Origin of the sequence: Spirillospora sp. NPDC048819, assembly GCF_040650055.1 — a bacterium.
Lineage (GTDB): Bacteria > Actinomycetota > Actinomycetes > Streptosporangiales > Streptosporangiaceae > Spirillospora.
This window is the reverse complement of the sequence record NZ_JBEZGN010000013.1, coordinates 105,011-129,968: the sequence shown is the minus strand read 5'-3', so window position 1 is coordinate 129,968 and position 24,958 is coordinate 105,011. Positions and strand designations below refer to the sequence as shown.

Below are 24,958 nucleotides of genomic sequence, written 5' to 3'. Positions count from 1 at the left end.
CCGCCGCGGACGGACCTTCCTCACAACCCATTTCGGCCGCACAGAAGATCAATAATTCGGCATGGGCACGCGCTGACGTGCTTCATGACTGATTGCCGTATTCACTACTGACCCTTGAGTTTCGCCAAGCCTCTCTAACGGCCCGCTTGTCACCCTGTCCATGCACCTCTTGGGGTCTGGGTGGTGCCCAGCGCGCGGAACGGCCGGGCGTCCCGCTGACAACCGTCGTGCTCCTTCACGGCAGAGGCCACGCCTCCCCCGTCCCGCCAGACGCGATCGGCTTGCATCCGGCCCGCCATTGCGGGGAAGCAGGCCCGCGACATGCGGATTCGGTCGGCAGGTGGATGACAGGAGCGCGACGAGGAGTACGAGCGCGCGGTGTGGCCCCGCGTCGGCTGCTCTTGGATCGCCGGCCGACGCCGGTCGTGTTCGTGGCCGTCTGCTTCGCGGGGCTCCTGCGCAACCGTGCCCGGTGCCGGGCCCTCGCCGAGGTCGGTGGCGACGTGGGACGGGGTCGTCCGGTGTGCGTAGGTTCTTAACTTCGGCGGACTCCGGCCAGTGACAGAATTTCGGTTGCGGTGGGGCGCATGTGGGCGGTGAGGTTCAGGGGTGCGGATACAACGGGTGGCGATCAAGAACTATCGGTGTCTGCGGGATGTGGACATCCGCTTCGATGACATCACGACCTTCATCGGGCCGAACGGGGTCGGCAAGTCGGCCGTCCTGCGGGCGCTGGACTGGTTCTTCAACGGGACCGCCCAGACGCTGACCGACGAGGACGTGTGGGCGGGCGCCGAGCACAGGCAGATCAGTGTCGAGGTCGAGTTCTGCGACCTCACCGACCTGGACCGGACGGCGCTCGGCAAGTACGCGGCCGGAGGCGCGAAGACCGTCAAGCTGTGGCGGCGCTGGGAGGATGGCACGGCCAAGCTGTCGGGTCACGCGCTCGCCTACCTGCCGTTCGAGGAGGTGCGGCGGCCGGAGCGGGCCGGCGAGCGCACTGCACGGTACAGGGCACTGCGGGAGGAGCGTCCTGATCTGTTCCTGCTGTCCGTCCGGAGTGCGCAGGCCGCCGAGGACGCGATGACCGCATGGGAGCGGGATCACGAGGACGAACTGGTCGCGACGGAGCTGACGGCGGACGGCCACTTCTTCGGCTTCGCGGGGCAGGCGAAGATGACCGGGCTGTTCGACTACGTGTTCGTCAGCGCGGACCTCCGGGCGGGCGAGGAGGGCCGGGACGCCAGGGGTTCGGTCATCGGCCGGATCATGGACCAGGCCGTCAACCGCACCCAGGCCGAGAAGGATCTGCTCGACCTGCAGACGGTGTTCAACGACGACCGCGGCAAGATCCACGCCGAGCACTTCGAGACGCAGCTCGAGGCGTTGTCGGACGAGCTGACCCGCGAGGTCGAGCAGCTGACCCGGGGGCGCCGGCTGCGCATCCGTTCCCACATCCCGGAGATGCGGGTGCCACAGGCCCAGTTCCAGGTCTCGGTCGAGGACGGCACGGCCAGCACCCGCGTCGACCAGCAGGGGCACGGTTTCCAGCGGGCCGTGCTGATCACCGCGCTGCGGGTACTGGCGGAGCGTAGGGCCGCGGAGGACAGCCGGACGGTGTTCCTGGCGATCGAGGAGCCGGAGCTTTTCCAGCATCCCGTCCAGGCCCGGACGTTCGCTTCGGTGCTGCGGACCCTCGCCGACCAGCGCGAACGAGGAATCCAGATCTCGTACGCGACGCACAGCCCGTACTTCCTGGAGTCGGACGGGTTCGATCAGATCCGCCGGATGACCCGCACCGTCGAGGACGGCGCCCCATCCGTCGATGTCCACTCGACCACGCAGGCCGCCGTCAGGGACCGGCTTGGGTCGGGCATTAAGGACGCGGACCTGATGCGGCAGATCGCCCGTGCCTACCTGACGGAGATGCCGGAGGCCATGTTCGCCCGTGCCGTGATCCTGGTGGAGGGTGTCACGGACAAGGGCGTCCTTGAAGGGTGCGGTCTCCGCGAGGATCCGCTCAACACGAACGGGATCATGGTGGTGCAGGTCGGAGGGAAGCAGAATCTCCGCCTGCCGTACGCGATCCTGACCGCCCTGGGCATCCCGGCTTTCGTGGTCTTCGACGGAGACAGGCACAATGCCGAGCAGCAGCCCGACGATACCGACGCCAGGCTTGCGAACCGGATCGCCCAGGAGACCGGCAACAACCGCAAGCTGCTGGCGCTACTCGGCGCGGATCCGGAGGACTGGCCTGAGACGCGGGTTGCGGACAGGCACGCGGTGTTCCGCGGCAGGCTGGAGGATTTCCTCAAGGCTGAGTGGCAGGACTGGGAGACCAAGAAGAAGCAGCTCATCGCGGACGGCCACGGGACGGACGGGAAGAGCGAGCACACGTACTGCCAGGCCACGCTTCAGACCGAGACCCTTCCGCCGGCGCAGCTGAAGGAGATCATTGCCCGCGTGCAGTTGCTTGCCAGGGAGAGCTGAGGGCCATCGGGCGCGGTTCGTACGTCCTGGCCGGCGAGGCCATGACGGGAGCCGGGTTCGCCGGGATCGGACGCGGACACGGCGCGGACCGTCGGTCACGGATGCCTGACGAGGGACGGTCACACGCTCGACACGTCATCGCCCGGCGGCCCGCACCTGCCTGAGAAGCGCAGGTATCCGCCGCCTCCTTCCACGCTGGAGGCGAACGGGTACTCGTCGCGTCCCAGGCCGAGCCGCAGGACTGATCGAGTTGACCATGGGATGGGTCTGACGGCCGGAAGCATGCTGCCTTCCGGCCACCGCCCTTTACCCTTCACGGGGCGCCCGTCTTTGAGGTCGTCGCCCGAATCCCCGTGCTGGGGCCCTCGGTTGTCGATGACACGTGGTTTCGCGTCGGCTGGACTCTGCCCGTAAGTCTGGTCAGCCTCCCCGTGTCATCCCGAACACAGGAAGAACCCTCTGTAGGCGCCTATAGCGCCGTTGAGCGCATCTGGATCGCGTTCGTCCGCAACGGCCGAAGATGATCGGCGAATAGCGCACCACAAGCTGCGGGTGCGTCGCGGAACCAACCTACCTTGCGAATTCACTGGAAATCGACGTCTGCACGCGCCGAACGTCACACACCCTCGCCCTCTTCCCGCGGATGCCCCCTCCCCTATGCCCCTGGGCCCACCGACTCGAACAGGCAAGCCACGAACGTTCGCATCGTGAACGTGCAAATCCGGAGCGTTCGCGATTACATGGGCGGTGGCGCCTCCGGAGGTCGACCCCGCACGCCCCTCGGATGCATGTCCGACATGTAGCGAAAAGGGCGATAAGTCCGCTGTCAGATCTGTGGCGGATGACGGAGTCCGTTCCCCCGGCGGAGAGGATCAGAGCGTGGGCATCGACCGGCCCGGCGGGACCGACACCCGCGCGGAGAATGTCGAGAAACCACCGGCCGAGGACCGTCCGCCGGCGCCGCCGCCCGACCGGCCCGGGTCGCCCGGCCAGCCGTCCCGCCTGGAAAGCCTCCGCGCCGCCCGCGAAGCCCAGGAGGCCCGCCGCGCCGAGACTGCACCCCAGCAGACCGACTCGCAGGAGACCGGCACCGAGCAGCGCGACGAACGCGAGAAGGACAAGGGAGAGTCTTCCTCCGCCGAACCCGCCGATGAGAGGCAGGACGCCCAAGCCGAGCCAAAGACCCCGGAGAGGACGCCGGACGGCGGCGAGACCGAGCGCGACGCCGAGGCCGGGAGCGGCGAGCGCGAGCGGGATACCGGCCGCCCCCAACCTGGGACCGGACAGGCACGACCGGACGAACGCGGCGAGCAGCCTTACACAACGGACACCGGCGAGCTTGCTCCGGAGACGGGCACGGAACCGCGCGGAGAACTCCAGGACGACAAGGCCGAGCCCTCCTCCGACAGGCCCGCCGACGAGAGGCCGGACGCACCGGCCGAACCGCACACCGCCGAAGAGCGGCCGATGACCGGCGAAACCGAGCCGGAGTCTGACGAGACTGGACAGGCCGACAGACCCGGCGAACAGCCTCCCCGCCAGGAAACAGGCGAGGCCGGCCCGGAATCACCGGGCGAACGCGACCGACCCGACGACCGCGAAGCGCAGGCCGAGGCTCCTCAAGGCAGGGACCATCAGCCACTCCCCCAGCAGGAGGGGCAAACGCCCGACGACGACGGGAATGAGGCCGGCGGGGAAGCCAGCAACGAACAGAAACCCCAGGCCGAGGACGAGTCGGCCGGTCACGACCACACACCGCAGGACGAGCCCGCTCCCGCCGAACAACAGGACGGCCGCACCGACACACCGCAGCCCGCCGAAGAACCGGTCCGCGCCACCGACCATCCGGAGCCGAGGGACGAACCGGGAGTCCGGGTCGCCTGGCCACCGGCGGCGGAGGAAGGCGTCACACGGTGGGCATCCCCGGTCATCCAGTTCAACGAGCAGATGCCCGGCAACCAGCTCGAGCGCCGTGATAGGAATGCCGAAGGCCGGTCGGGAACCCCGGCCACCACAGACGACGAACCAAACAAATACCGCGATCTCCCCGAACCTATCCGGGATAGGACATCCGGCCGCGGCGAACCTATCTCACCCGAGGACGACCCTGTCGACCGCAACCCCGATCCCGAAGAGGGACGCCGGGGCCGGTGGGAGAACTACGACCGAGTCAATACGGCAATCGGCGCTACAAAAAAGATCCTCAAAGGCGTGAAGGACCTTCAATCAAAACCCCCACCGACAGGGCAGACAGAGTCCAAGACTGATGCAAGCGGACCTAAACCGGCAGCTCATACCGGGTATTCGACGGATCCCGTGAGCAACGGAATCGTAGCGATGGCGGCAATATTCAGCGGAGGGGTACACATGTACCGATCGTTCAAATCTTCTCGACGGAGTGAACATGCCGATAACTGATCACCAGCTAGCCACCTTGCGCGCTCAGCTCGCAGGCCAGATGGATGAACACGAACGCCTCCTGGATCAACTGGAGACGGAAGAAAGCCAAGCTGGCTACATCGCCCTGGTGACCGCGGCATTCTTCGAGGCTGTCGACCGAAAATTCATCATCAACGATAAGGTCGCCGATGACGCAGAAGTCATCGAATTCATCGCCTACCAGCGATCAGCACATCCCGTCGCAGCCGAGCAAATGGATCCCACCGTCGCCGAACAGGTCGTTCTGCATGCCCTAGACAAGGGGCCGATAAGCGAAGATATCGATGGCGAGACGCTGCTTGGCACAAAAATTCTCTTGCTCGCAGCGCTGATGGCGGAGGCCGATCTCGGCGAATCCGAGCTCGATATCTTTCTTGCGAAGGCGCGGGCCGAAGCTGATGAGCACGTAGGCTGACACAGCCAACTACCCGGTGGGTGTCGAATGACGGCGAGTCCTCTCAGTCACGTTACAGACATGCACGTGGCGGCATTGCGCACAATCCTGGCCGAAGGCCCTGAAGAATGGATTGAGCAATACGGCGAAAAAATTGGGAGCGAGGTCAATACCGGATACTCCCTCCTAGTCTACTACGCCCTCGGCGAGGCCTTGCGACGGAAGTTCTCGCCGACCTACACCACACCGCAGGTGATCCGCTTTGTCGCTGATCTTCGCCTCGACCTTGAGGAGTATGCGCATGAGCTGGACCCCCGCGTAGCTGAGGGCCTCATTCGCTATTCTCTTGGCGACGAAGCTTTTAGCGGCCGTCCGCCATTTGGCGTGGACGAGGTAACCATGGCGCGCGCCCAGATCCTCCTGCTTCTTATTCTTGTCCTGGAAGAAGATTTTGACGAGGCGGAGCTGGAGAAGTTCATCCAAAACTCTGCGGCTCTCGCCAGGGAGCGGGGCGTAGTACGGCAAGATGATTCCCGCAACGCCTGAGCATGGGCAGCCACTCGCGCGGATGGCCACGCAAGGCTAATTTGTTTCGAATCCTGAGCTGACCAGTGGCTGACCTGCAATCTGGCGAATGGTCTGTAACGACACACCACAGAAGGCTCCGATCGCCAAGCGTGAGCGTATCGGCGGACGCCTCGGCGGCCTTGGTGGCCTATACTCGCGGTTTCGGCTGGATGTTCCTGGTACTGGTATATTGGATGCGGTTCGCTGACAACCGGTCCCCCTTCGGCCATTCACGGCACCTGGACCTCAAGACCCTGTACGCCACCAAGGCCCATGCCCTGCTCACCCGCTCGACCAAACGGCAGATGCCCGCCGAACTGCTGTCCGACCGGCCGCACACCCACAACGCGCTGGACGATGCCATCGAGCAGGCCGAACTCTTCCACAACCTGGTCCGCTGGACCGAGCACTCGCACTAACTGGCGCAGGAATCTAAACGAGGCTACGAAAGCCGCCACGTCCGAAACAGGCAGATTACCTCGGCCTAATGGATAGTAGGCGCGCAAGCCGCTGTCCAAGTTTTGCAGGTGGCAGTTCCGGCGCTTCGACCTCGAACTGCTGGAGAAGCTCCAGAATCTGCTCCGCGGCACGCTCTGCCTCCAAGCCTTTAACCAGGAGCAAATGCTTGCACCAAAGAAGCCATAGCCACACAGCGCATGGCACCGAAATCCCAGAGAGAATGCCAAGCAGGAGCCGGGGTTCGTCTATCAAGATCGAACTCGTCACAGCAAATACTATCACTAGAGCAACTTCGACGACGATTACTGCCCGGGTGATTCGCTTCAGAGAAGTCCAACAGCTACGGAAGTTCCGCCCCTTGGATGCGTCCTCGCCTAGCCGGCGACCGTGAGATCTAAGCTCCCTGGCACGTGTTTGCCAGCGCCCATACTCATGGCCGCTCAACACCGTCACGGTGGGCAGCTCCGCCAGATAGCTGATGTCTTGATAGTAGACCTGCGCACTTACCCTGCTAGGTCGAGCATCATTTCGCAGTGCTTTGTAGTACCACGAACCCCCGAGACCTCCAAATATCCAGACCGCGAGAAAGGCCGTCAGAAGTGACCAATGACCGCCCTCCGGGGCCCTTGAAACACCTAGACCAATCAGCCCCCCAGCCAGCCCGCCGACGAAAGGGTACCAGATTGCCCCGAGGATGGCGTCCGCTTTGATCGCACTGAAATTATAGGTCGACCAATCAATGGCAATAAAGACGCCCGCAAGGACGATGGGCGCCAGAAACAGGGCGAGCTCGATCAAGGCGATAACAATCCATGGCTCCGTACTCACCTGGGAAAGGCTAGCAATAGCCACTGACATGATTGTGGCGTCGGACACAGACTGCGCCCTGAAACCGGTGCTTGTTAGCTCGACAAGCTGCGCTGACAGCTTTGGCCAGATGGCGATGGTTGCTGAGTGCCGACATAGCGTCCACATAGGTTACATGTCACACAGAAGACGCTAATCATCAGTTCACTCGATCCCGTGGGCCGCACTGCTCAGCCATTCGATCCCAAGAGATGACGGAGACGTGATGACCGGGGACGGGCCGGGGGTCGATGAACTGGTGCGCTGGTACAGACCCGCGTGGGAGGGGACCTGCCTTTATTGCCTGCTGGTACCTATCTCGCGACGCCGCAGCCAGGAAGGCAGGACCGGTCGCGTGGAGATGTGGATGGGTGGGCGCCATGGTGGGGCGTGCGAGGACGACACCGGGTCGGCCGGAACCGTGCCGTCCGTCTTTGACAAGCCCAGGTGTGGTGACGGTGTGGGTGCTGACGACGCCGGCAGCGGCCAGTGCGGCAAACGTGAACGTTCGACTATGGGGCTGAGTGACGTATGCGGGTTGCGCCCTCGGGATGATGGAGTTCGGAACCAGGCCGCTGTGGGACGCCCCAAGGGATGATGTAGGCCGGACAAGTCACAGTGGGGCGCGCCCAGAGAACTGGCCTCGGAGAGCAATAGTCAATACCTGTGGATCAGGTTCTAGGCGGCTTCTGGTCGGTCGTCGGGGCGTTCGACGAGCTTGCCGTTGGTGAAGGTTGCTCCTGCGCGGACGAGGGCGACGAGGTGGGGGGCGTTGACCGCGCGCCAGCGTGTCTGGGCGGACTCGATGAGCTTGAACGCCATGGCCAGGCCGGCCGCCCGTGAGCCGGGTCCTTTGGTGACCTTGGTGGGGTGGCGGACCGTGGCGAAGGTGCTCTCGATCGGGTTGGTGGTCCGCAGGTGGATCCAGTGCTCGGCCGGGAAGTCGTAGAACGCCAGCAGCTCGTCCAGGTCGTCGACCACCTTGGCGACGGCCTTGCTGAACTTGGCACCGTAGGCGGCTTCGAACGCCTTCACCGCTGCGACGGCGTGGTCCTTGTCCTCGGCGTTCCAGATCTCAGCCAGGGCCTTCTTCGCCCCTGGATGCGCCGATTTCGGGAGTGCCGCCAGGACGTTGGCGATCTTGTGGAACCAGCAGCGCTGCTGCTTGGCCTGGGGGAACACCTCGCGCAGCGCGCCCCAGAAGCCCAGTGCACCGTCCCCGACCGCCAGGATTGGGGCGCGCATGCCGCGGCGCCGGCAATCGCGCAGCAGGTCGGCCCAGGACTCGGTCGACTCCCGGTACCCGTCGGCCAGGGCGATAAGCTCCTTGCGGCCGTCGGCCCGCACTCCGATCATGACCAGCAGGCAGAGCCGGTGCTCCTCAAGCCTGATGTTGACGTGGACGCCGTCGGCCCACAGGTAGACGTAGTCGACCTCGGACAGGTCGCGGTCGGCGAAGGCCCGCTGGTCGGCCTTCCACTGCTCGGTGAGCCTGGTGATGACCGGCCCCGACAGCCCGGCCGACGAGCCGAGGAACTGGCCCAGTGCCGGGACGAAGTCCCCGCTGGACAGGCCGTGCAGGTACAGCAGCGGCAGCACCTCGCTCACCCGCGGGGTCTTACGCGCCCAGGGCGGCAGGATCGCCGAGGAGAACCGCTGCCGCTCACCCGTGACCGGGTCGGTGCGCCTGTCGTTGACGCGCGGGACCTTCACCTCGATCGCACCCGCCGAGGTGAGGACCTCGCGCGGCTGGTGCGAGCCGTTGCGCACGACCAGACGACGACCCTGCTGGTCGCGCTCGTCGATGAAACGGGCGACGTAGGCATCGACCTCGGCCTGCAGCGCCTCGGCCAGCATCCGTCGGGCGCCCTCCCGGACGATCTCGTCGATCAGCGATGCGGGCGGGGCTGCGTTTCCCGCGTGGTGGTCGCCGTCGCCAGAGGCGGAGACTACGGTGAGCATGGGTGTGCCTTCCCGACCGACGTTGGCGCGTCGGTCCTGCGTGAGACCTCAACAGATCACCGGGAAGGTACACCCCTTCCCGGCCGATCCACAGGTCTCAAGCATTGCTCGGCCTCGGATGTGCGGACGCGTACCGATTCATAGGGCAGAGACGCTCGAACGCTGTTTTCGTGACTCATGTTGACGTGTTCGATATAAAAGTCTATCGGTGTTCGGCGTGACCGCCTGATCATTCTCATGCCAGAGGTCACGATCATGGTGTACATACAGTAGTTACGCGGTCACGTTCCTACTCCCCGGGGGTCGCCATGGTCAGCCCGTACGTACGACGCCAGCGCCTCGCCACCGTACTCCGCACGCTCCGCGAAGAGCGCGGGTTGATGGCTGACGAACTCGCCAAGCGCATCCACTACTCACGCACGAAGATCAGCCGCCTGGAGAACGCCTACGGCCGACCGGACGTCGGGGACGTCGTCAAGATCCTCGATGTACTCGAAATCCCAGACGAGCAATACTTGTCGATCGTTCGCCTCGCGTCCGCTGCCTCCGCGAAGGGCTGGTGGGACCGCTACGGCGACACCATGGGGGCACGCCAGCGCCTCTACGTGGACATCGAGTCCGGTGCCACGACGATCCGCGAGTACAACCAGAGCGCCATGCCGGGCGTCCTCCAAACACCCGACTTCATCGGTGCCCTGATCAACCTGACCAAGGCGGAGGGGCCCCTCGACTTCAACCCCAAGAAGATGACAGACGCGCGCCTTCAACGTATGGAATCGCTCTTCCGACCGGGCGGCCCCACCTATGAGGTCGTCGTGGACGAGGTAGTGATTCGGCGACTCACCGTCCCGCCTGAAATCATGAAGGCGCAGCTCAGGCACGTCATCAAGACGCTGGACAACGAACCACAACTGACACTTCGAGTGCTCCCGCTCAGGGCGCAGCTGGTCGGCACTTTGCTTCCGCGAGCAACCTTCACCCTCTACACGTTCCCCGCCGCGGAGGACCCGCCGATGGCAGTGGTGGATACCATCACTGCTGACCTCGTCTACACCGAGCCGCGTGAGGTGGAGCGGTATACACGAAGGTACGACTACCTCAGTCAGGCAGCACTGTCACCGGACGACAGCAAGCGGCTGCTGATCGAGGCGGCACAAGAGCCGAGCGACTAGACAGGACTCCCCATGACGAGCCGATTCACCAACTGGCGCAAGTCACGCCACAGCGAACCCAACGGCACATGCGTAGAGGTTGCTCCCAGTCTTGAGGGCACTGTAGGAATCCGTGACTCCAAAGCTAACGGCGCTGGTCCGATCTTGGAACTGACGCGCCACGAGTGGGCGGCTCTGCTCTACTCCATCCGGTCGAGTTGATCAGACATTCTTAGGCGCTCGGGGCCGACCAACCCGCAGAACTAATCACCGCTGGCTGCGCAGCCCGCTACGGACCTCACACCGCGTCCGTAGCGGGACGCACTTCCGCCACAGCAGGACGTCAGTTCCCGCAAGCTGATCCGCGCGGCCAGCGGGCACGGCGCGCAGAACCCATCAGACCTACCTCCAGAACACGCACATCGCCCGTTTCCCTGGACCGAAGAAGCCGGGACAGCCAGGTCGGGACGACGTCAGGGGTCCTTCTTCCTCCGGCCGCCACGCTTGGGCTTCTCGGGACGCCAGTTCTTAAGATCGTCGTCCGAGATTCCGTACTCGCGCTGCTTGCTCTCCAAGTACGTGGTGTACGCATCGGCAGGGCTCTGGCCGAACGCCGGATCAATCTCACCGTGCCACTGCCGCACCCACGGCAGCACCTCAGCGAGGCCAGCGAGCAGTGGCGTCAACCGAGCCGCGTCCCACCCGTCCTGGGTGGCCCGCTCCTCGATCAACATCATGAGCGCCTGCGCCTGCTCCCGATGATCCCAGCCAGCCCACCCCAGCAGCATGGACGAGTCCCCGTCCGGCCCACTCCCCGGATACGAGATAAACCGCTCCTTGGGCACGTCCAACTTCCCACGACTCTTCCAATACGACTCAAGGAAGTCGGCAGACTTGTATGGAGCAGGAATAGCAATTTCAAGTCGCTTGTTGGATCGATCTTCTTCGCGCTGCTGCTCCCACACCGTTTCCCACTGTCCCCGTTTACGGAGAGCTGATTCGTTATATCGCAAGGCGGCCAAGTGAGGAACATGTTCCTCTCGCGTAACCTCGTCTACAATAACCGTCAAATCTGCATCTTCGCCTGCATAGAGCCGAGCGATCGAAACGAAGTCTTTATCCTGCCCGAGTCGGTCAGCAAGCTGGTTTACCGTCATCGTACGCGGTTGCTCAAGACCATACTCGTCATTCGCGAACCAGAGCGCACGAGCCTCGCAACGATCCAGCAGCCAAGCCCGAAGTGCAACCCTTTCTTGTTCGCCCAAAGGAACTGTAATCCAACGCCGCTTACACTCAGGTCGCTCAATTAGAGCGATGTCGCGACGGCTTTCGATAACTTCGATGCGCTTCTCAACAACGCGTCGATACTCGTCCGGCCAGTGTTCCGGGATATCGGTTATGGGCACTGATCCGTGCCGCCTGAACCACTCCGCCTCAGCGTCGCCATCCCGCATGTTACGCGCAAGTACTATCTCGAAGGCACGCTCACCCAACCGAATTTCTGGCACGGCATCTATGGGCGCTGTCAAGTTCTCTCCAAGAAGCCCATATAGACAATAGACCTCCCAGTCCAATTCTTCCTGCTCTGCGATTATCTGACCACGTATGGAACGCCAACGATCACGCGCAGCGTCGAGAATCTCCCTGTCAAGGACTCCACCTGCAACAACACTCTTAGGTGCCTCGTACTCAAGAGCCAGAGCAAGGCGATCAATCCTGCGTGCACGCCTACTCGGCATTTGTGGAGGCAAAGGATACTCTTGAACATTCGTTGAAGTGAACTCATAACTGTAAGACCATGGGTGGTCCGAGCTGCCACCACCTGAATTAGCTGCTCCACCCTTCTGTTGACTTACCTGTTTGAGCCAAAAGCATGCGGTGGAGCTATTGAGAACGCCAAGGAGTCGAAGATGTTCACTCTCTGAAGCGTCTTTGTGAAGCTTAATCACGGGGGCGGTCTGTTTGTAGACCTTGTCGCCGCGATCCAGAGAAAAGTGGTTATGTGTTGCCACAAATGCAAACGTTATCGAGTAAGGGGTGAGATACCGCTTCTCGACCCAGCGATACCACGTCCACCATGATTCGTCAGCTTGCCCCTTGGTGACTCCACCGAAACCTGTGGTCGACTTCAACGAACTCCGATAACACCAGAGATGCTTGCCCCAAGGAGAGTTTGGGAAATATTCAATGGCCGCTTGATCTTCTCCATATGGAACAAAAGCCGCTTCTTGGATATGCAGCCCCCAATCACGAACAACCTCCCCGACCACAAGGTGTCGGGCCATCGGGAACTCGATACCGTTCCGCCTCATCCAAGCATCCCCTAGGATAAAAACCTCGTCCTGCCCCGGGAAGCTGGCAAAACCGATCTTTCCATCGATCAGAGATTTCAGTCTCTGGGTGGAAGCGGACTCTATTTGGCTAAGCAGTTGAGCTTTACCGCCGCCTCCAAGCCTCCACGGGTGCTGCGCGAGTGTTGCACGAGAGACGCTTTCTAGCGAGACCCATTCTTCTCCGCCAGAGTCTGCACCTGAAAGCTTGCTAAGTATCGCTGTCCACACAAGTCCCCTCGCGGGATAAGCCGGTTGCGCAGGCTCGCCCCGTACGCCCATCACCACCGGTACAGGAACATCTTGCATGGGCCACTGTCGACGGGCGAATAGAATTACGGTAGGAGTTCCGTGGCCAGGAATGTAGGCCCCTGAGGTATCGATTACATGAGTGATGTCAACGGTTGGCAAATATTCCGATACAAGCCTTTTGCCGAATTGACGCTTCATGAATGAGTTAGCTGTGATCTGACCTATTAGGCCACTTCTTGCGTTGCCGCGACTACCAAGTCGCGCCAACTGAAAGAACCGCTCGACAAACGGAACCGAGAGTGCATAAGTTCCTACGCAACTCCTATAAGCGTTCCGGTAGTTCTCGTTTTCCTGCCTATCACTAACTGCAATGTACGGCGGATTACCAACCACAACGTGATAGCTGCCGGCACCTAGAAGATCAATGCCACTTAGCCCGTCCGCGCCCCCCTCGCTGCTGATAAATGCGTAGATGTCTTCCGTTGCATACGTGTGCGGCTCGGCTTCCGAGAGCAGGTCTTCCTGAACCCCCGGGGCACCACGACCGTGGAGAAGTGAGTCACCTGTGGCCACGACGATAGGAAAATCGGGTGCCTGTGCAAGTGTAGAAACTCCGCCAGCCTTCATCGTGGCGGCGAGGAGGCGGAAGCGGGCGATATTGGTGGCGAAGGGGTTCTTGTCCACACCGTGGACCGACAGGAGGGTCCGGCGGATGAGTTCCCAGATTCCCGTGCCGGACTCTGCGTTGCGCCACCTATTGAGGATGCGGTGGAAGGCGCCCAGTAGGAAGTGGCCGGAACCGCAGGTGGGGTCGATCAGGCGCAGACCGTCCAAGCCGAACTCGTCAACGGCCGGTTCGAGGGTGTAGTCGAGGATAAATTCCTCAACGAATTCTGGTGTCTGGAGCAGCGCGTAAGTCTTCTTGGCGTCCTCGGAGAGGTCCTGGTAGAGGTCGCCGAGGAAGCGGGTGTCCCACTCCGGGTCGGTGAAGTCGTGGACGGTCTCGCCGTCCTCGTCCCGCTGACGCCAGAACGCCAGCAACGCCTTGGCCGCATGGTGGGGGATTTCGATCTGCCACATGGGGTTGTGGGCTCGATCAAAAAGTCCGGCGGCGACTGGGGAGCGGGACATCGCCTTGAAGCCTGCCAGGATCCAGTCGCGGTCGGTGTCGTGCGGGTTCTGCCGGATGTAGTCGGCCTGACGTTCCTGGGCAAGGTCGAGCTTGTCGCCGGGGCCGGCGAGGAAGGGCATCTCGATCAGGCCGTTGTCCTCGCAGAAGCGCAGGAACACGGTCCCGAGGACCCAGGCAACCGCGGCCTGCGTCACTCGGTCATCCAGCCAGGACTCATACGTCGCCGCGATCCGGTTCGCCGTGCGGGCCTTCTGCCACTCCCCGTATAGGCGGGCGTGAGTCTCCGCATCGTCGGCCGCACGCTCCCGCAAGTCCCCCTCAAGGGTTCCGACCTGCTTCTTGAGGTCGGCGAGCAGCGCCTTGCGGTCGATCATGAAGCTCTCCCAGTGGACGTTTCGTCGGGCTGCCCGAAGTGGCGGGGCAGCAACAGGTGTTCGTTGTCCGTGTTGGTCGGGACGACCGTGTCATCGAGCAGGGGCAGTGACTTCGGGTCCGCCATCGGGCACAGCAGCCAGAGCCCGTTCGGGGTCTCGTGCGGGTCGCGGGCCGCGTCGGCGAGGCGGGCGAGGAGTTCCGGGCCGCCCTTGTAGCGGGCGAGTGGCGTCGCGTCATGCAACAGCGCCACGTGGCCGGTGGCTCGGACGGATTTCTCCACCTCGGCGAACGCCTGGTCGATGAGCTGGTGGAAGACGGGTGATGCACTCGCCGGGTCGGCGTCCAGCATCGTCGTCCAGGTGGGCTTGCCTCGGGCCGCGACGATCTCGCGGAGGGCGCGCGTGAACTCGGTGGTCACGTTGATGGGGGTGACGTCCGCGAAGGTGGCGAGGACGCCGAGCATGGATTCCGCGTGACGAATCCGCGTCTTGAGGGCGAGGAAGCCGCCGTTGTCGACACTTGCCAGAAGCCGCTGGGTGATCTGGTCGGTGGAGATGCGGCTGGTGGCGGTGGCCGTTCCGGGGCTGTGGCCGCCGCTGTAGGAGCGGGCGGCGACATCGAACCGCTTGTCGACGAGGTGCTTGCCGTCCTTGCTCCATTCGGCCTCGTATCCGGCCTTGCGGAGTGCCTTATAAAGGGGCGTCGGCTCGTCCGGCAGTTTCGTCATGCGGGGGAAGCGGGCCAGGACGCGGCGGCGGAGGTCGTCCGGTGTGATGCCCGAGCCGCCGAGGTATCCGGCGATCTGCGCCAGTTCGAGCGCGCGCACCGGGTCGAGGTCGATCGGGTACAGCTCCAGGCGGGCGGTGACGGCCGCGTTCGCCGATGCGGCGGCGGACAGGGCGACGAGGGCCGTGTCCGGCAACAACGCCATCCCGGACGGGACGATCACCTCGCGCAGCGCCCCCCGGACGGTGACCGCGCTGGGCAGCGGGTTCAGCGCCGCCAGGTCGTCGGCGCGTTTCCCGAGGTCCTCGGCGTAATCGAACAGGTCGGCGGCTTCGGGGGCGTCGGAGTCCTCGGGGGCGCGCAGGGCAATCAGCACCGTCTTGCCGCCAGGGCCGGTGCGGCGCTTGGCGAGGCGGGGCTCGTCCAGGCGTTCTTCGGTCTCGATGGCGACGCGGAGGGCGGCGCCGGCGACGGCGCGGCGGGCGTCGGGGGCGGTGAGGCCGCTCCCCCGCCGGGTCAGCAGTTCGGTGGCGAGCTGGTCCGCTTCGAGGATGCGTCCCTTTTCGTTGAGGATCGTGATGACGTCATCGCGGAGTGGCTTGATGGCGCTGTCGGCCGTCCAGCGGCGGCGGGCGTCGGTGAGGGCCTGCGACACGTCGGTGGGCTTGATGCCCTTGTGGTCGGCGATCTTGCGCTGGGACGCCCAGGGTTGCAGCGGCGACCTGGTGCCGTCCGGGCCGGGGAGGGCGAGGGTCAGGGCGACGATGTCGGCGTCCTGCCCCTCGGTCTTCGGGACGAGGCGCCCGGCGATCTCGTCCAGGCTGAGACGCTTGAGCCTCTCCTTGACGTCGGCGCCGGCGACGGAGACGTCCTCGGCGGCCTGCCGCTGCTCCTTCGCGACGGCGGCGACCGATTCCTCAGAGTTGTACTTCTTTCGCCAGAAGCTCGCCAGGCGGAGCAGTTCGTTGCGGGGGCCTGAGCCGATCCCGGTCTTCGCCAGCCGGTGGACGCGGGCGGCCGGGACCACCATCAGCTCCCCGGCCGTGGACACGCCCAGCCCGTCGATGGCGGCGGACAGCGCGCGGGGCGAAAGACCGGCCTCCACGAGCTGGGTCGTCTGGACGGCCGCCTTGACCAGGGACTCGCGGGCCTGCCTGACGTCGTCGGTGTCCTCGTCGGTGCTGCTGGGCGTGGTCGGCGGCGCGGTCTGGTCGAGGTCGAGGAACATGCCGCGCCAGGCGTCCCGCATCTGCTTCAGCGACGCGAACCGCTCGTCGGCGTCGCGGTGCAGGGCCCGCTGGAAGAACGCGGCTAGGGCGTCGCGGAGGCCCGCGTCGAAACGGTCCTCGGAGAGCTGCGGGGTGGATTCGGCCTTGTCGATAAATTCAGCCTCGGCCATGCCGTCGCCCCAGGACGGGCGTTCGGCGGCCGCCATCTCGTGCAGGGTGACGGCGATGGAGTAGCGCTCGGCGTGGTCGTCGTAGCGGGGACGGCGGTCGGTTCCGACGAACGGGTCCTTATAGTCGGGCGTCCCGGCCTTGACGGCGGTGTCGGGGGTGCCGGCCATGGAGAAGTCCAGCATGACCAGACGGCTGGTGTTGTTGGCCAGGCGGCGGACGGCGAGGTTCTCCGGCTTGATGTCGCGGTGCCGGACGCCTTCCTCCTCCAGGTAGTCGACCGCGTCGAACAGTTCGCCGCCGAACTTCTCCAGTTCGTCCGGGGAGAGGCGCCCCTGGCGTTTGATGTGCTCGGCGAGGGTGACCTGCCCGGCCTGTTCGAGGACGACGACCGTGCGGTCCGCGACGTCGAACGGGCCCTCGATCAGCCCGACGATGCGGGTGCTGCGCAGGCGCCCGAGCAACGCGGCCTCGTCGTGCAGACGGTCGGCGGCGGCCTCGGTGAGCGCCACCTTCAGCACACCGGTCTGCTTGCCGTCGGACGTTTCGCGTTCGGCGAGGAAAACGCGGGACGTGGAGCCCTGTCCGAGGTTGCGCTGCACCGTCCACCCGTTGACGACGGTGCCGCGCACGGCGTCGAGCGGGTCCGGGTCGGGTTCGGCGTCGGGGGCGGTGAGTTCCTCCTCGACCAGGTCGAGGTACTCCAGGAACTCCTTCACCGACTCGAACCGGTCGAAGACGTCGCGCTTGGTGGCGCACGCGATGACCTCGTCCATCTGCGGCGTGATGGACTCGTCGATCGCGGACGGGGTGAGGGCGTGCTGCTCGGTCAGCCGCCGGGCGAGGGCGCCGCGGCTGTCGGCGGGCGCCGTCCCCGTCATGATCAGGTAGCCGAGGGCGCCGAGGCCGAAGACGTCCAGGGGGACGCTCTCGGCGTCGGCGCGTCCGAACTCCGGTGCCAGGTACGCCTCGGCGGACCGCTCGATGTGCCCGGCGGCCGTGGCGACGCCCCCGGCGAGGGTGGACGTGCGGCCGGGGGCCGCATCCCCCGAGCCGCCGCCGGGGCGGGCCGCCGCCTGCCAGTCGACGATCTTCAGGGTGGGGTCGTAGCCGGCGCCGTGGAACGCGACGTAGACGCTGCGGGCGGCGAGGGCCCGGTGGTAGAGGTGGCGGCGATGCGCATGAGACAGCGCCTCGGCCAGCTGCCGGATCATGGCGAGGCGGGTCTCGACGTCCAGTCCGTCGCCGTACTGGGCCATGTAGTGGTCGAGCCGCAGCCACTCGGGGCGGTGCGGGAACACGATCGCGGGGCCCGCGTCATGGTCGTCGCTGAACTGCTCCGCCTTGACGATGCCCGGATGGTCGATGCCCTGGAGCACCAGGTACTCGCGGCGGGCGGCGCGGCGGGTCGACTCCTGCGCCTCGCGGGACGCGCCCAGCTCCGACAGGTACAGCCGCACGCGCCGGTGGTCGCCCTCCATCGCGGTGTTCTCGGCGAGGTAGTCCTCCCAGGTGGGGCCCGCGTCCATGGCCTTCGCCTCTAGACGCCACGTCCCGACCGTGCGGTGCTTGCGGTAGCCCTGGATGCCGATGGCGTCCATCAGCTCGGGCAGCTTCCGGGAGAACGTGACCTCACCGCGGGACGGCCCGGCCGGACGCCCGGCGCCGAGCAGGGCGTCCCAGATGGGCGGGAGCCCGTTGTCGCCGGCGCGGGCGTAGACGGCGGGGCTCTGGAACTCGTCCAGCTCCGACTTCAGCGTGGGGTCGGACAGGAAGACCACCGGCTGGATGAACGGGACGCGCACGCCGCGCGTGTTCGTCTTCCGCAGCGCCCATTGGAGCTGTTCCTTCAGCTCAACGGCCTTGCGGTTGGTCAGGTGCAGCGGGTTCTCGATCGTGCTGACCCGGCCGTGGTGGTGGAACATCCAGGTGCTGCCGGAGTTCACCAGCCTGCCCTGATGGCTCTTGATCTCCACCAGGTAGAGCCCGGACGGGGTGACGATGAGGAGGTCGACCTCGCGGACGTGACCTGACTTGGCGGTGAAGGTGAACGTCGTCCAGGCGCGGTAGGGCTCCGTGGACGGCATCCGCTGCTTGATGAAGTCAAGAGCGTCCTGCTCCCAGGGGAACTCGGAACGCGCCCCCCACCAGCGGTTACCACCCGTCGCCATCAGCCCTGCCACCCCCGTCCAGTCGTGCGAGGACAGGATAGGAGCAGGTGGCGACACTCTGCACCCCGGTCAGGATCACAAACCGGGAATCTTGCCACATGCGGCCTGTCACGGTCAGTTCACAGGTCAGGACGGTGTCGACGGAGTTACCCTCGGCGCATAACTCGACACCGTACTGAGGAGTGTCGGCGCGTGCCGTTCAACACCCCACAACCCCTGCTGAGCGAGCTTCTCGACCAGGTTGACAATGGCCGGATGCAGCTGCCCGATTTCCAGCGTTCCTGGAAATGGGACGACGAGCGAATCGTGTCGCTTCTGGCGACCATCACCAGGCATTATCCGATCGGCGTCTTCATGGCGCTGGACACGGGCGGGCCGGCCACCCGGTTCAAGCCGCGTCCGCTTTCCGGCGCACCCGTCACCCGCCGCGAGCCGGAAAAGCTGCTCATGGACGGCCAGCAGCGGCTCACGTCGCTCTATCAGGCCCTCCGGTCCGACGCCCCCGTCGAGACCATGGACGCGCGCAAGAAGAAGCTGAAGCGCTGGTATTACATCGACATCGCGAAGGCCGTCGATGACGACATCGACCGCGAAGAGGCGATCGTGTCCGTCCCGGAAGACCGCATCCTGCGCGAGGACTTCGGACGCGGCGTGAGGCACGATCTCAGCACGGAGGAGAACGAGGCGGCGGCCGGATTGTTCCCGCTGCGGCTGATCCTGGACTCGTCCCGCACCCAGAAATGGATGCGCGGATATGTCGGCCTCGCCGGCAGCCATTGGGACGCCTGGGACAAGTTCACCTCGAAGGTTCTGAACAACGTCACCCAGTACATGATCCCTGTCATCAGCCTCACCAATGACACCCCCAAGGAGGCCGTCTGCACGGTCTTCGAGAAGGTCAACACAGGGGGCGTTCCGCTGACCGTCTTCGAGCTGATGACCGCCTCGTACGCCGTGGACGACTTCCAGCTCCACGAGGACTGGGACCGGATCTGGTCCGAGCTGGAGAGCGACACCATGCTGGTTGCGGCCCCGCACGCCGGGCTGAGCAGCACCGACCTCCTCCAGACGGTCACCCTGGTCTCCACCTACCACAGGCGCAGCGGGCGCCCGGCGTGCAAACGCAAGGACATCCTCGAGCTGCCGCTGAAGGACTATCTGGAGTGGTCGCCACGGGTCGTGGACGCCTTCCACTGGACAGCGCGGTTCCTGCGGCGGCATTGCGTCTTCGGCGTCGGAGACATTCCGTACATGACCCAGCTCGTCGCGTTGGCGGCGATCCGGACCATCCTCGGTGACGAGACCGACTCGGACAAGGCGTACGCGAAGATCTCCCGCTGGTTCTGGTGCGGCGTGTTCGGCGAGCAGTACGGCGGGTCGCCCGAGACGCGGCTGCCGCGCGACCTGGAGCAGGTCGTCGCCTGGGTGCGCGGAGGAGATGAGCCCGCCTCGGTCGGCGAGGCGCTGTTCCAGGAAGCACGCCTGGACACCATGCGCAGCCGCAACAGCGCCGCCTACAAAGGTCTGTACGCGCTCCTCATGCGGCACCGCGCCAAGGACTGGACACATAACCGCGAGCCGATCAACGAAGATCTCTTCTTCGACCACCAGGTCGATATCTACCTGATCTTCCCGAAGAGCTGGTGCGAGCGACACAAGATCCCGAGGGCGCGGTACGAGAGCATCGTCAACAAGACGCTGCTGGCTCACCGGACCGGGCAGCTCATCGGGCAGCGGGCGCCCACCGTCTACCTGCGCGCGCTGGAGACCGATACCGGGCTTCCGTCGAACTGGCTGGACGACATCATCGCCACGCACATGATCGACGCGTCCGCCCTGCGGGACGAGGACTTCGACTGGTTCTACAAGGCACGGACCGTGCAGTTGCGGAAACTGATCGAGGCCGCGATGGGCAAGGCCGCCATCCCCGCCGCCCAGGCGCCGGAGTCCGCCGACGACTACGAGTCCGGCCCGGAGCTCGTGGCATGACTCTTCCGCCCGAGCTGAAGAACGCGGCGGCCGAGCCCGTCGAACTGACGGTGGCGGAGCTTCTCGGGTTGTTCGGCGAACGTAACCGTGACCCCGAGATCGTCGGCCGGATCGAGGCGGAACTCGCCTCCGCCGGACTGCAATGCGTGCCGGCACTGCTGCACGGCAATCTGGGCTCGACGGTGACCGTCCGCGCGGCCGGTGAGGAACACGAGACACCCGGAACCGGCGCTGAGGAGCAAGAGCCCGCGCCGGCGGCGTTGCGCATCCGGGACCTGCCGACCGCGAGGCTGGATGAGGGCGGGCTCGTCTGCCTCTCTCCCGCCGACGACCTGCCGCACGCCCGCATGATCATGATGGAGCGGAACTTCTCCCAGCTACCGGTCATGTCCGGGCCCTACGTGCTCAAGGGCGTGGTCAGCTGGCAGTCGATCGCGTTCGCCCACGCGGCGGGCAAATGCGACACACTCGCCGACGCGACCTCGAAGCCCGCACCAGAGGTGAGCATCGAGGCCGAGCTGCTGGTCACCATCCCCGACATCAACCGGCACAACTGCGTGTTCGTCCGCGACACCGACCAGAAGATCAGCGGTCTGGTGACCGCCGCCGACCTGAGCCTGGAGTTCGGCAGGCTCACCAGCCCCTTCCTGCTGCTCGGGGAGATCGAGCGGCGGCTGCGCCGGTGCGTGGACCGCATGTGCCCGACGGTCGGGGAGCTACGGGACGCCTCCGGGTACGGCAACGCCGGCTCCCCCGACGACCTCACCATCGGGCAGATCATCAAGATCTTCAAGAAACCGGAACGGTGGGCGCGGCTCAACTGGGAGCTACCTCATGACGGATTCGTCGGCAAGCTCAACGAGATCCGCCTGACCCGCAACGAGGTGGCGCATTTCCGGCCCAATCCGCTCACCGTCGCCCAGCGGCAGCAGGTGGAGATCTTCGCCGGGATGATGAAGAGTCTCATGCCGTGAAGCGCGTGTCGGCCCGGGAGTTGCTCGACCTGCGGGAACGGTCGTGGGGCGGCCGGCTTGGCGGGGTCTCGCTCGTCGCCGAGGTGGAGACCAAACACGGGCACGCCGAGCAGGTTGCGAAGGTGCTCGGGCGCGTGTACCGAGGGCGGGTCGACGCCGGGCGCGATCCAGGGCTGGTCTTCGAGAAGTGGCCGGCGTGCACGGCGGTGGCGATCGCGTGGATCGCGGCGGAGCGCTACGAGAAGGGGACGTTCTGGCGCTACCTGTGGGAGGCGGTCGGTCACGACGGGCACGTCGATGACCAGTCCTACTGGGGCCAAGGGTTTCTGGACGCGCTCCGTCAGCTGGAGCTGCCCGCCTTTCCTGAGCTGCCGATGCGTTACGTCGGGCCGATCCTCATGCATTCGGGGATTCCGACATACTGCCTGGACGACTACTTCCGGCTGCTCAGCCACCAGCGGCACGTCACGCCGGGACTGGACGCCGAGTCGTTCCTGAGCTGGGCGACGACTCCGGGACGGGAGCTGCGGCTCCACGAGCTGGACGTACCCGCACGCCGGTTCCTGCAGTACGGCGGCGACTTCGCCCTCGACGTGGTGGACCGGTCCCTCGATCTGCTCGACCGGCTTCAGCGCAGCCCGGACGACGTTGGGCCGGTCGGGTTGCCGGCCCGGTTCGTCAACCGGGCGGTGCGGCTCGTCGAGGACGGGCTTCTGTCGGTCGGTCCGGTGTCGGCCGGACGACGGCGGGAATCGGTGGAGCGTCCCCGGCTGGTGCTCGACCCGTTCGGCAATGGGGTGGAGATCCGGCTCCCGGCGATCGGTGACGTCCCGGACGGTGTGGCCTCGTGGCACATCACGGCCGACGCGGAACGCGCCGTGGTGCGCAGCCGCGCGGAATGGGTCGGGGCCGTCGAGGGTACGCCGGCGACGTCCTATCCCCTGCCGGGACCGGTCCGGACGGTGCTGGTGTCGCTGGCCGGGTCCGAGCTGCAGGCGGAGCTTCAGGTCGTCGATCCACGGGATCCGCTGCTGGTGTTCGCGGAGGACGGGCGGCAGATCCCGGCGAGCGTGCCGCTGCCGCCCGAGCCGGTGTGGGTGCTGCACCCCGAGGACCGTGACCTCACTGTCGACGGCCCGGTCGACGAGCGGGCAGAGGCGGCGATGCCGCTCGGGTGGCCAGGGTGGCGGTTGCGGCTGCTGGCGCTGGACGAGGTCCGTTCGATCGGGCTGGACCGGGCGAGGACGGTGCGGGGGTTCGTCCGGCCCCGCGTCGTCACGGGTCAGCCGGTGCGCGGGGTGACGACGCCTTACGGTTCGCCCGTCCATGCCGATCCGCCCGCGGTTTGGCTGCCCGGGATCGGCGCGGAGACCACGTGGAACGTCGAGGTGCGGTCGAGCGGTGAGGGCGGCGTCATCGCGTCCAGGAGCGTCACGTCCGGTGGTCCCGTGAGCGTCGATGATCTGTGGGACGGGCTCCCCCGGCCGCTGGCGGGAGCCTACGACGTGGTGGTCCGAGGGCCGCTGGGGCGCGGCACACGCCGGTCGGTGGTGGTGGCGGAAGATCTCCGCGTCTCGTTCAAACCGGCGGTGCGGCTGTTCGCCGCCGGCGGGCTATCGGCTGCCGAGGCCGACGTCAGGGCTGCGCCCGGAGCCCGTGTCGTACCGCACGCGCTTCACTTCGGTGCGCGGGAGCGGGCGCGTGTGGTGAGTTACCAGGCGCCGTCCAGCAGCGAGCCGCTCGTCGTCACGCCTCCACATCTGGAGGTGCTGCATCAGCATCCGGACGCCGGGGCGGTGTGGAGCGCGGGGCCGCTGCGGCTGGCGAGCGAGTCGTTCGGCGAGCCCGGTGATCTGCTGGTGCGGCTGCCGGAGGCGTCCTCGCTGCCCGCTCTGGATGTTCTCACCAGCTCGGGATCCACGCAGACGCTGGAGCCGAGCGGCGCGCAGCGCGGCGGCATGGCCAGATACTCGCTCGTCAAGATCCGTGACACGGTCGAACAGTTCAAGCGCGCCGATGTGCTGCTGGGCGAGACGCCTCTGTTGTTCGTGCGGCCCCGGCGGCTGGCCACCGGGGTGTCCGACGAGGGCGGGCATCTGCTGCTGCGGGACGCGGTGGAGATCGAGGGGCTGACGGCGGGCGTGTACCCGGTGACCGCGCCGTGGCGGCGGCCCGTCCTGCTGCCGGTGACGGGGAACCGGATCGAGCTGCCGGAGGAGCTGCGCGACGCGGGACCGGTGCGAGTGCTGCTGCAGGTGGAGGACCCGTGGGCGTTCACCGACTGGCCGCGGTGGCCGTCCGGGCAAGTGTTCACGTGCGACCGGCCGGGCGTGTACGAGGCGGGCGACGAGGAGGAGACCGCGCTCGGGACGTTCCTCATGGGCGACGCCGCCCCGCCTACCCGGGTCGAGCGAATGGAGCGTCTCTGGACGATCGTGGATCTCGACGACGATCTTCAGGGCTCCGGCGCCGCCCCCTATATCGCCGGCCCCTGCGAGCGGCGCCTTCTGGCCGCGCCCCGCGCCGCGCTCGGCGCGCTGCCGGCCGCGATGCTGCCCGCGGAACGTGTCGTCCCGCTGCTCGTCAGGACGGGTCTGGCCACGGTCGCGCTCGAGGTGGACGGTCCCGGGCTGGACCGGCGCGTTGTCCGGGAGCTGTGGTCGGCCGCGCCGGCGGCGGCCGTGCTGCCCGCCGCTTTCGGGGACGTCCACTGGCTGGACGCCGCACGGGACGTCTGCGGGGAGACGCTGGACACCATCCTCAGCGAAGGCCGTGATCCGCATGCCGGGGTCGGCCGGTTCGGGCCCGAGGCGGCGCGGCTGGCGCACATGAGCCCGCAGCAGCTCGAGAGCGCCTGGAGCGCGGCAGGCGTCGTCCCGCAGGCGCTGCTGGACCCCGACACCCGGCTGGCGGCGGCCCGGCGGCTGTTCGACTCGCGAAGGTCCACGATGGCCATGTCGCTTGCGCGGCAGGCGGCCGATCTGCTGGCGCACGTCCGTCAGGTCGTCGAGACGTCGAGGTTCCCCGGGCTCGGCGAGCAGATCGGCCGCCGCACCCCCGACCGGACGGCGGCAAGCTGGCAGCTGCTGCCAGCGGCGTCCGCCGCGCTGGCTCTCGCGGCCCGGCTGGCGGCGCGCGGCGACGAGGGGGCGATCAGCGCCGAGCGGTCCTTGCGCAAGTGGTGGCTGCCGCTGGCCACGCTGGCACCAGAGCTCACGGGCATCGACCTGGTCGTCGCCGAGCTGCTCCTGTCCGCCCGCACGCTGGAGTGGCCTCCTACCCCGCCGGACGAGGACGTCTAGCC

General features: G+C 66.0%; 14 protein-coding genes. 10 read left to right on the top strand and 4 right to left on the bottom strand.

What is annotated here, in order from left to right:
• Nucleotides 1–624: 624 nt before the first annotated feature.
• The 5 genes from AB0C35_RS19630 (at nt 625) to AB0C35_RS19610 (ending at nt 6,309) form a co-directional block, all read left to right on the top strand.
• Nucleotides 625–2,490 carry an AAA family ATPase gene (locus AB0C35_RS19630; protein ID WP_358457662.1) on the top strand — a complete coding sequence of 622 codons (1,866 nt, stop codon included), beginning with the start codon at nt 625–627 and terminating at the stop codon, nt 2,488–2,490.
• Between the two features lie 879 nt (nt 2,491–3,369).
• A complete protein-coding gene (locus AB0C35_RS19625; RefSeq protein ID WP_358457659.1) occupies nt 3,370–4,908 on the top strand; it encodes a hypothetical protein in 1,539 nt (512 codons plus the stop codon).
• Nucleotides 4,895–5,344 (top strand): hypothetical protein, encoded by a 450-nt coding sequence (locus AB0C35_RS19620; RefSeq protein ID WP_358457656.1) that lies wholly within the window; start codon nt 4,895–4,897, stop codon nt 5,342–5,344. Before AB0C35_RS19625 ends, AB0C35_RS19620 begins: the two co-directional genes overlap by 14 nt.
• Nucleotides 5,345–5,410: 66 nt before the next feature.
• Nucleotides 5,411–5,869, top strand: a complete 459-nt coding sequence (locus AB0C35_RS19615) for a hypothetical protein (protein WP_358457653.1) — start codon at nt 5,411–5,413, stop codon at nt 5,867–5,869.
• A 131-nt stretch (nt 5,870–6,000) separates the two neighbouring features.
• The gene (locus tag AB0C35_RS19610) at nt 6,001–6,309 is read left to right on the top strand and encodes a hypothetical protein (protein ID WP_358457650.1); all 309 of its coding nucleotides are present in this window, start codon (nt 6,001–6,003) and stop codon (nt 6,307–6,309) included.
• A gap of 55 nt (nt 6,310–6,364) precedes the next feature.
• Here AB0C35_RS19610 and AB0C35_RS19605 read toward each other — a convergent pair whose 3' ends face one another.
• Both AB0C35_RS19605 and AB0C35_RS19600 read right to left on the bottom strand, forming a co-directional pair.
• A complete protein-coding gene (locus tag AB0C35_RS19605; RefSeq protein ID WP_358457648.1) occupies nt 6,365–7,147 on the bottom strand; it encodes a hypothetical protein in 783 nt (260 codons plus the stop codon).
• 726 nt (nt 7,148–7,873) lie between these two features.
• A complete protein-coding gene (locus tag AB0C35_RS19600) occupies nt 7,874–9,157 on the bottom strand; it encodes an IS256 family transposase (protein ID WP_358457645.1) in 1,284 nt (427 codons plus the stop codon).
• Between the two features lie 308 nt (nt 9,158–9,465).
• On the opposite strand from AB0C35_RS19600, the gene AB0C35_RS19595 reads away from it, so the two are divergent.
• Entirely contained in the window at nt 9,466–10,329 is an 864-nt protein-coding gene (locus AB0C35_RS19595) for a helix-turn-helix transcriptional regulator (RefSeq protein WP_358457642.1), read from the top strand.
• 12 nt (nt 10,330–10,341) lie between these two features.
• Nucleotides 10,342–10,530 carry a DUF397 domain-containing protein gene (locus AB0C35_RS19590; protein WP_358457639.1) on the top strand — a complete coding sequence of 63 codons (189 nt, stop codon included), beginning with the start codon at nt 10,342–10,344 and terminating at the stop codon, nt 10,528–10,530.
• Between the two features lie 251 nt (nt 10,531–10,781).
• Here the strand turns inward: AB0C35_RS19590 and pglX are convergent, their stop codons facing one another.
• Nucleotides 10,782–14,396, bottom strand: a complete 3,615-nt coding sequence (gene pglX, locus AB0C35_RS19585; RefSeq protein WP_358457636.1) for a BREX-2 system adenine-specific DNA-methyltransferase PglX — start codon at nt 14,394–14,396, stop codon at nt 10,782–10,784.
• Entirely contained in the window at nt 14,393–18,691 is a 4,299-nt protein-coding gene (pglW, locus tag AB0C35_RS19580) for a BREX system serine/threonine kinase PglW (protein WP_358457633.1), read from the bottom strand. The genes pglX and pglW overlap by 4 nt, the downstream gene beginning before the upstream one ends.
• 24 nt (nt 18,692–18,715) lie before the next feature.
• Between pglW and AB0C35_RS19575 the strand changes: the two genes are divergently transcribed.
• From AB0C35_RS19575 to AB0C35_RS19565, 3 genes are read left to right on the top strand one after another with little or no spacing between them, the layout of a single operon-like run.
• Complete coding sequence (locus AB0C35_RS19575) at nt 18,716–20,680, top strand: DUF262 domain-containing protein (RefSeq protein WP_358457630.1); 1,965 nt, start codon at nt 18,716–18,718, stop codon at nt 20,678–20,680.
• Entirely contained in the window at nt 20,677–21,654 is a 978-nt protein-coding gene (locus AB0C35_RS19570; RefSeq protein WP_358457627.1) for a CBS domain-containing protein, read from the top strand. Before AB0C35_RS19575 ends, AB0C35_RS19570 begins: the two co-directional genes overlap by 4 nt.
• The gene (locus AB0C35_RS19565) at nt 21,651–24,956 is read left to right on the top strand and encodes a hypothetical protein (protein ID WP_358457624.1); all 3,306 of its coding nucleotides are present in this window, start codon (nt 21,651–21,653) and stop codon (nt 24,954–24,956) included. The genes AB0C35_RS19570 and AB0C35_RS19565 overlap by 4 nt, the downstream gene beginning before the upstream one ends.
• Nucleotides 24,957–24,958 lie beyond the last annotated feature (2 nt).

Coding starts and splice junctions, on each gene's coding strand:
- AB0C35_RS19620 (WP_358457656.1), top strand. CDS start 4,895: ATGCCGATAACTGATCACCAGCTAGCCACCTTGCGCGCTCAGCTCGCA.
- AB0C35_RS19570 (WP_358457627.1), top strand. CDS start 20,677: ATGACTCTTCCGCCCGAGCTGAAGAACGCGGCGGCCGAGCCCGTCGAA.
- pglX (WP_358457636.1), bottom strand. CDS start 14,396: ATGATCGACCGCAAGGCGCTGCTCGCCGACCTCAAGAAGCAGGTCGGA.
- pglW (WP_358457633.1), bottom strand. CDS start 18,691: ATGGCGACGGGTGGTAACCGCTGGTGGGGGGCGCGTTCCGAGTTCCCC.
- AB0C35_RS19590 (WP_358457639.1), top strand. CDS start 10,342: ATGACGAGCCGATTCACCAACTGGCGCAAGTCACGCCACAGCGAACCC.
- AB0C35_RS19600 (WP_358457645.1), bottom strand. CDS start 9,157: ATGCTCACCGTAGTCTCCGCCTCTGGCGACGGCGACCACCACGCGGGA.
- AB0C35_RS19595 (WP_358457642.1), top strand. CDS start 9,466: ATGGTCAGCCCGTACGTACGACGCCAGCGCCTCGCCACCGTACTCCGC.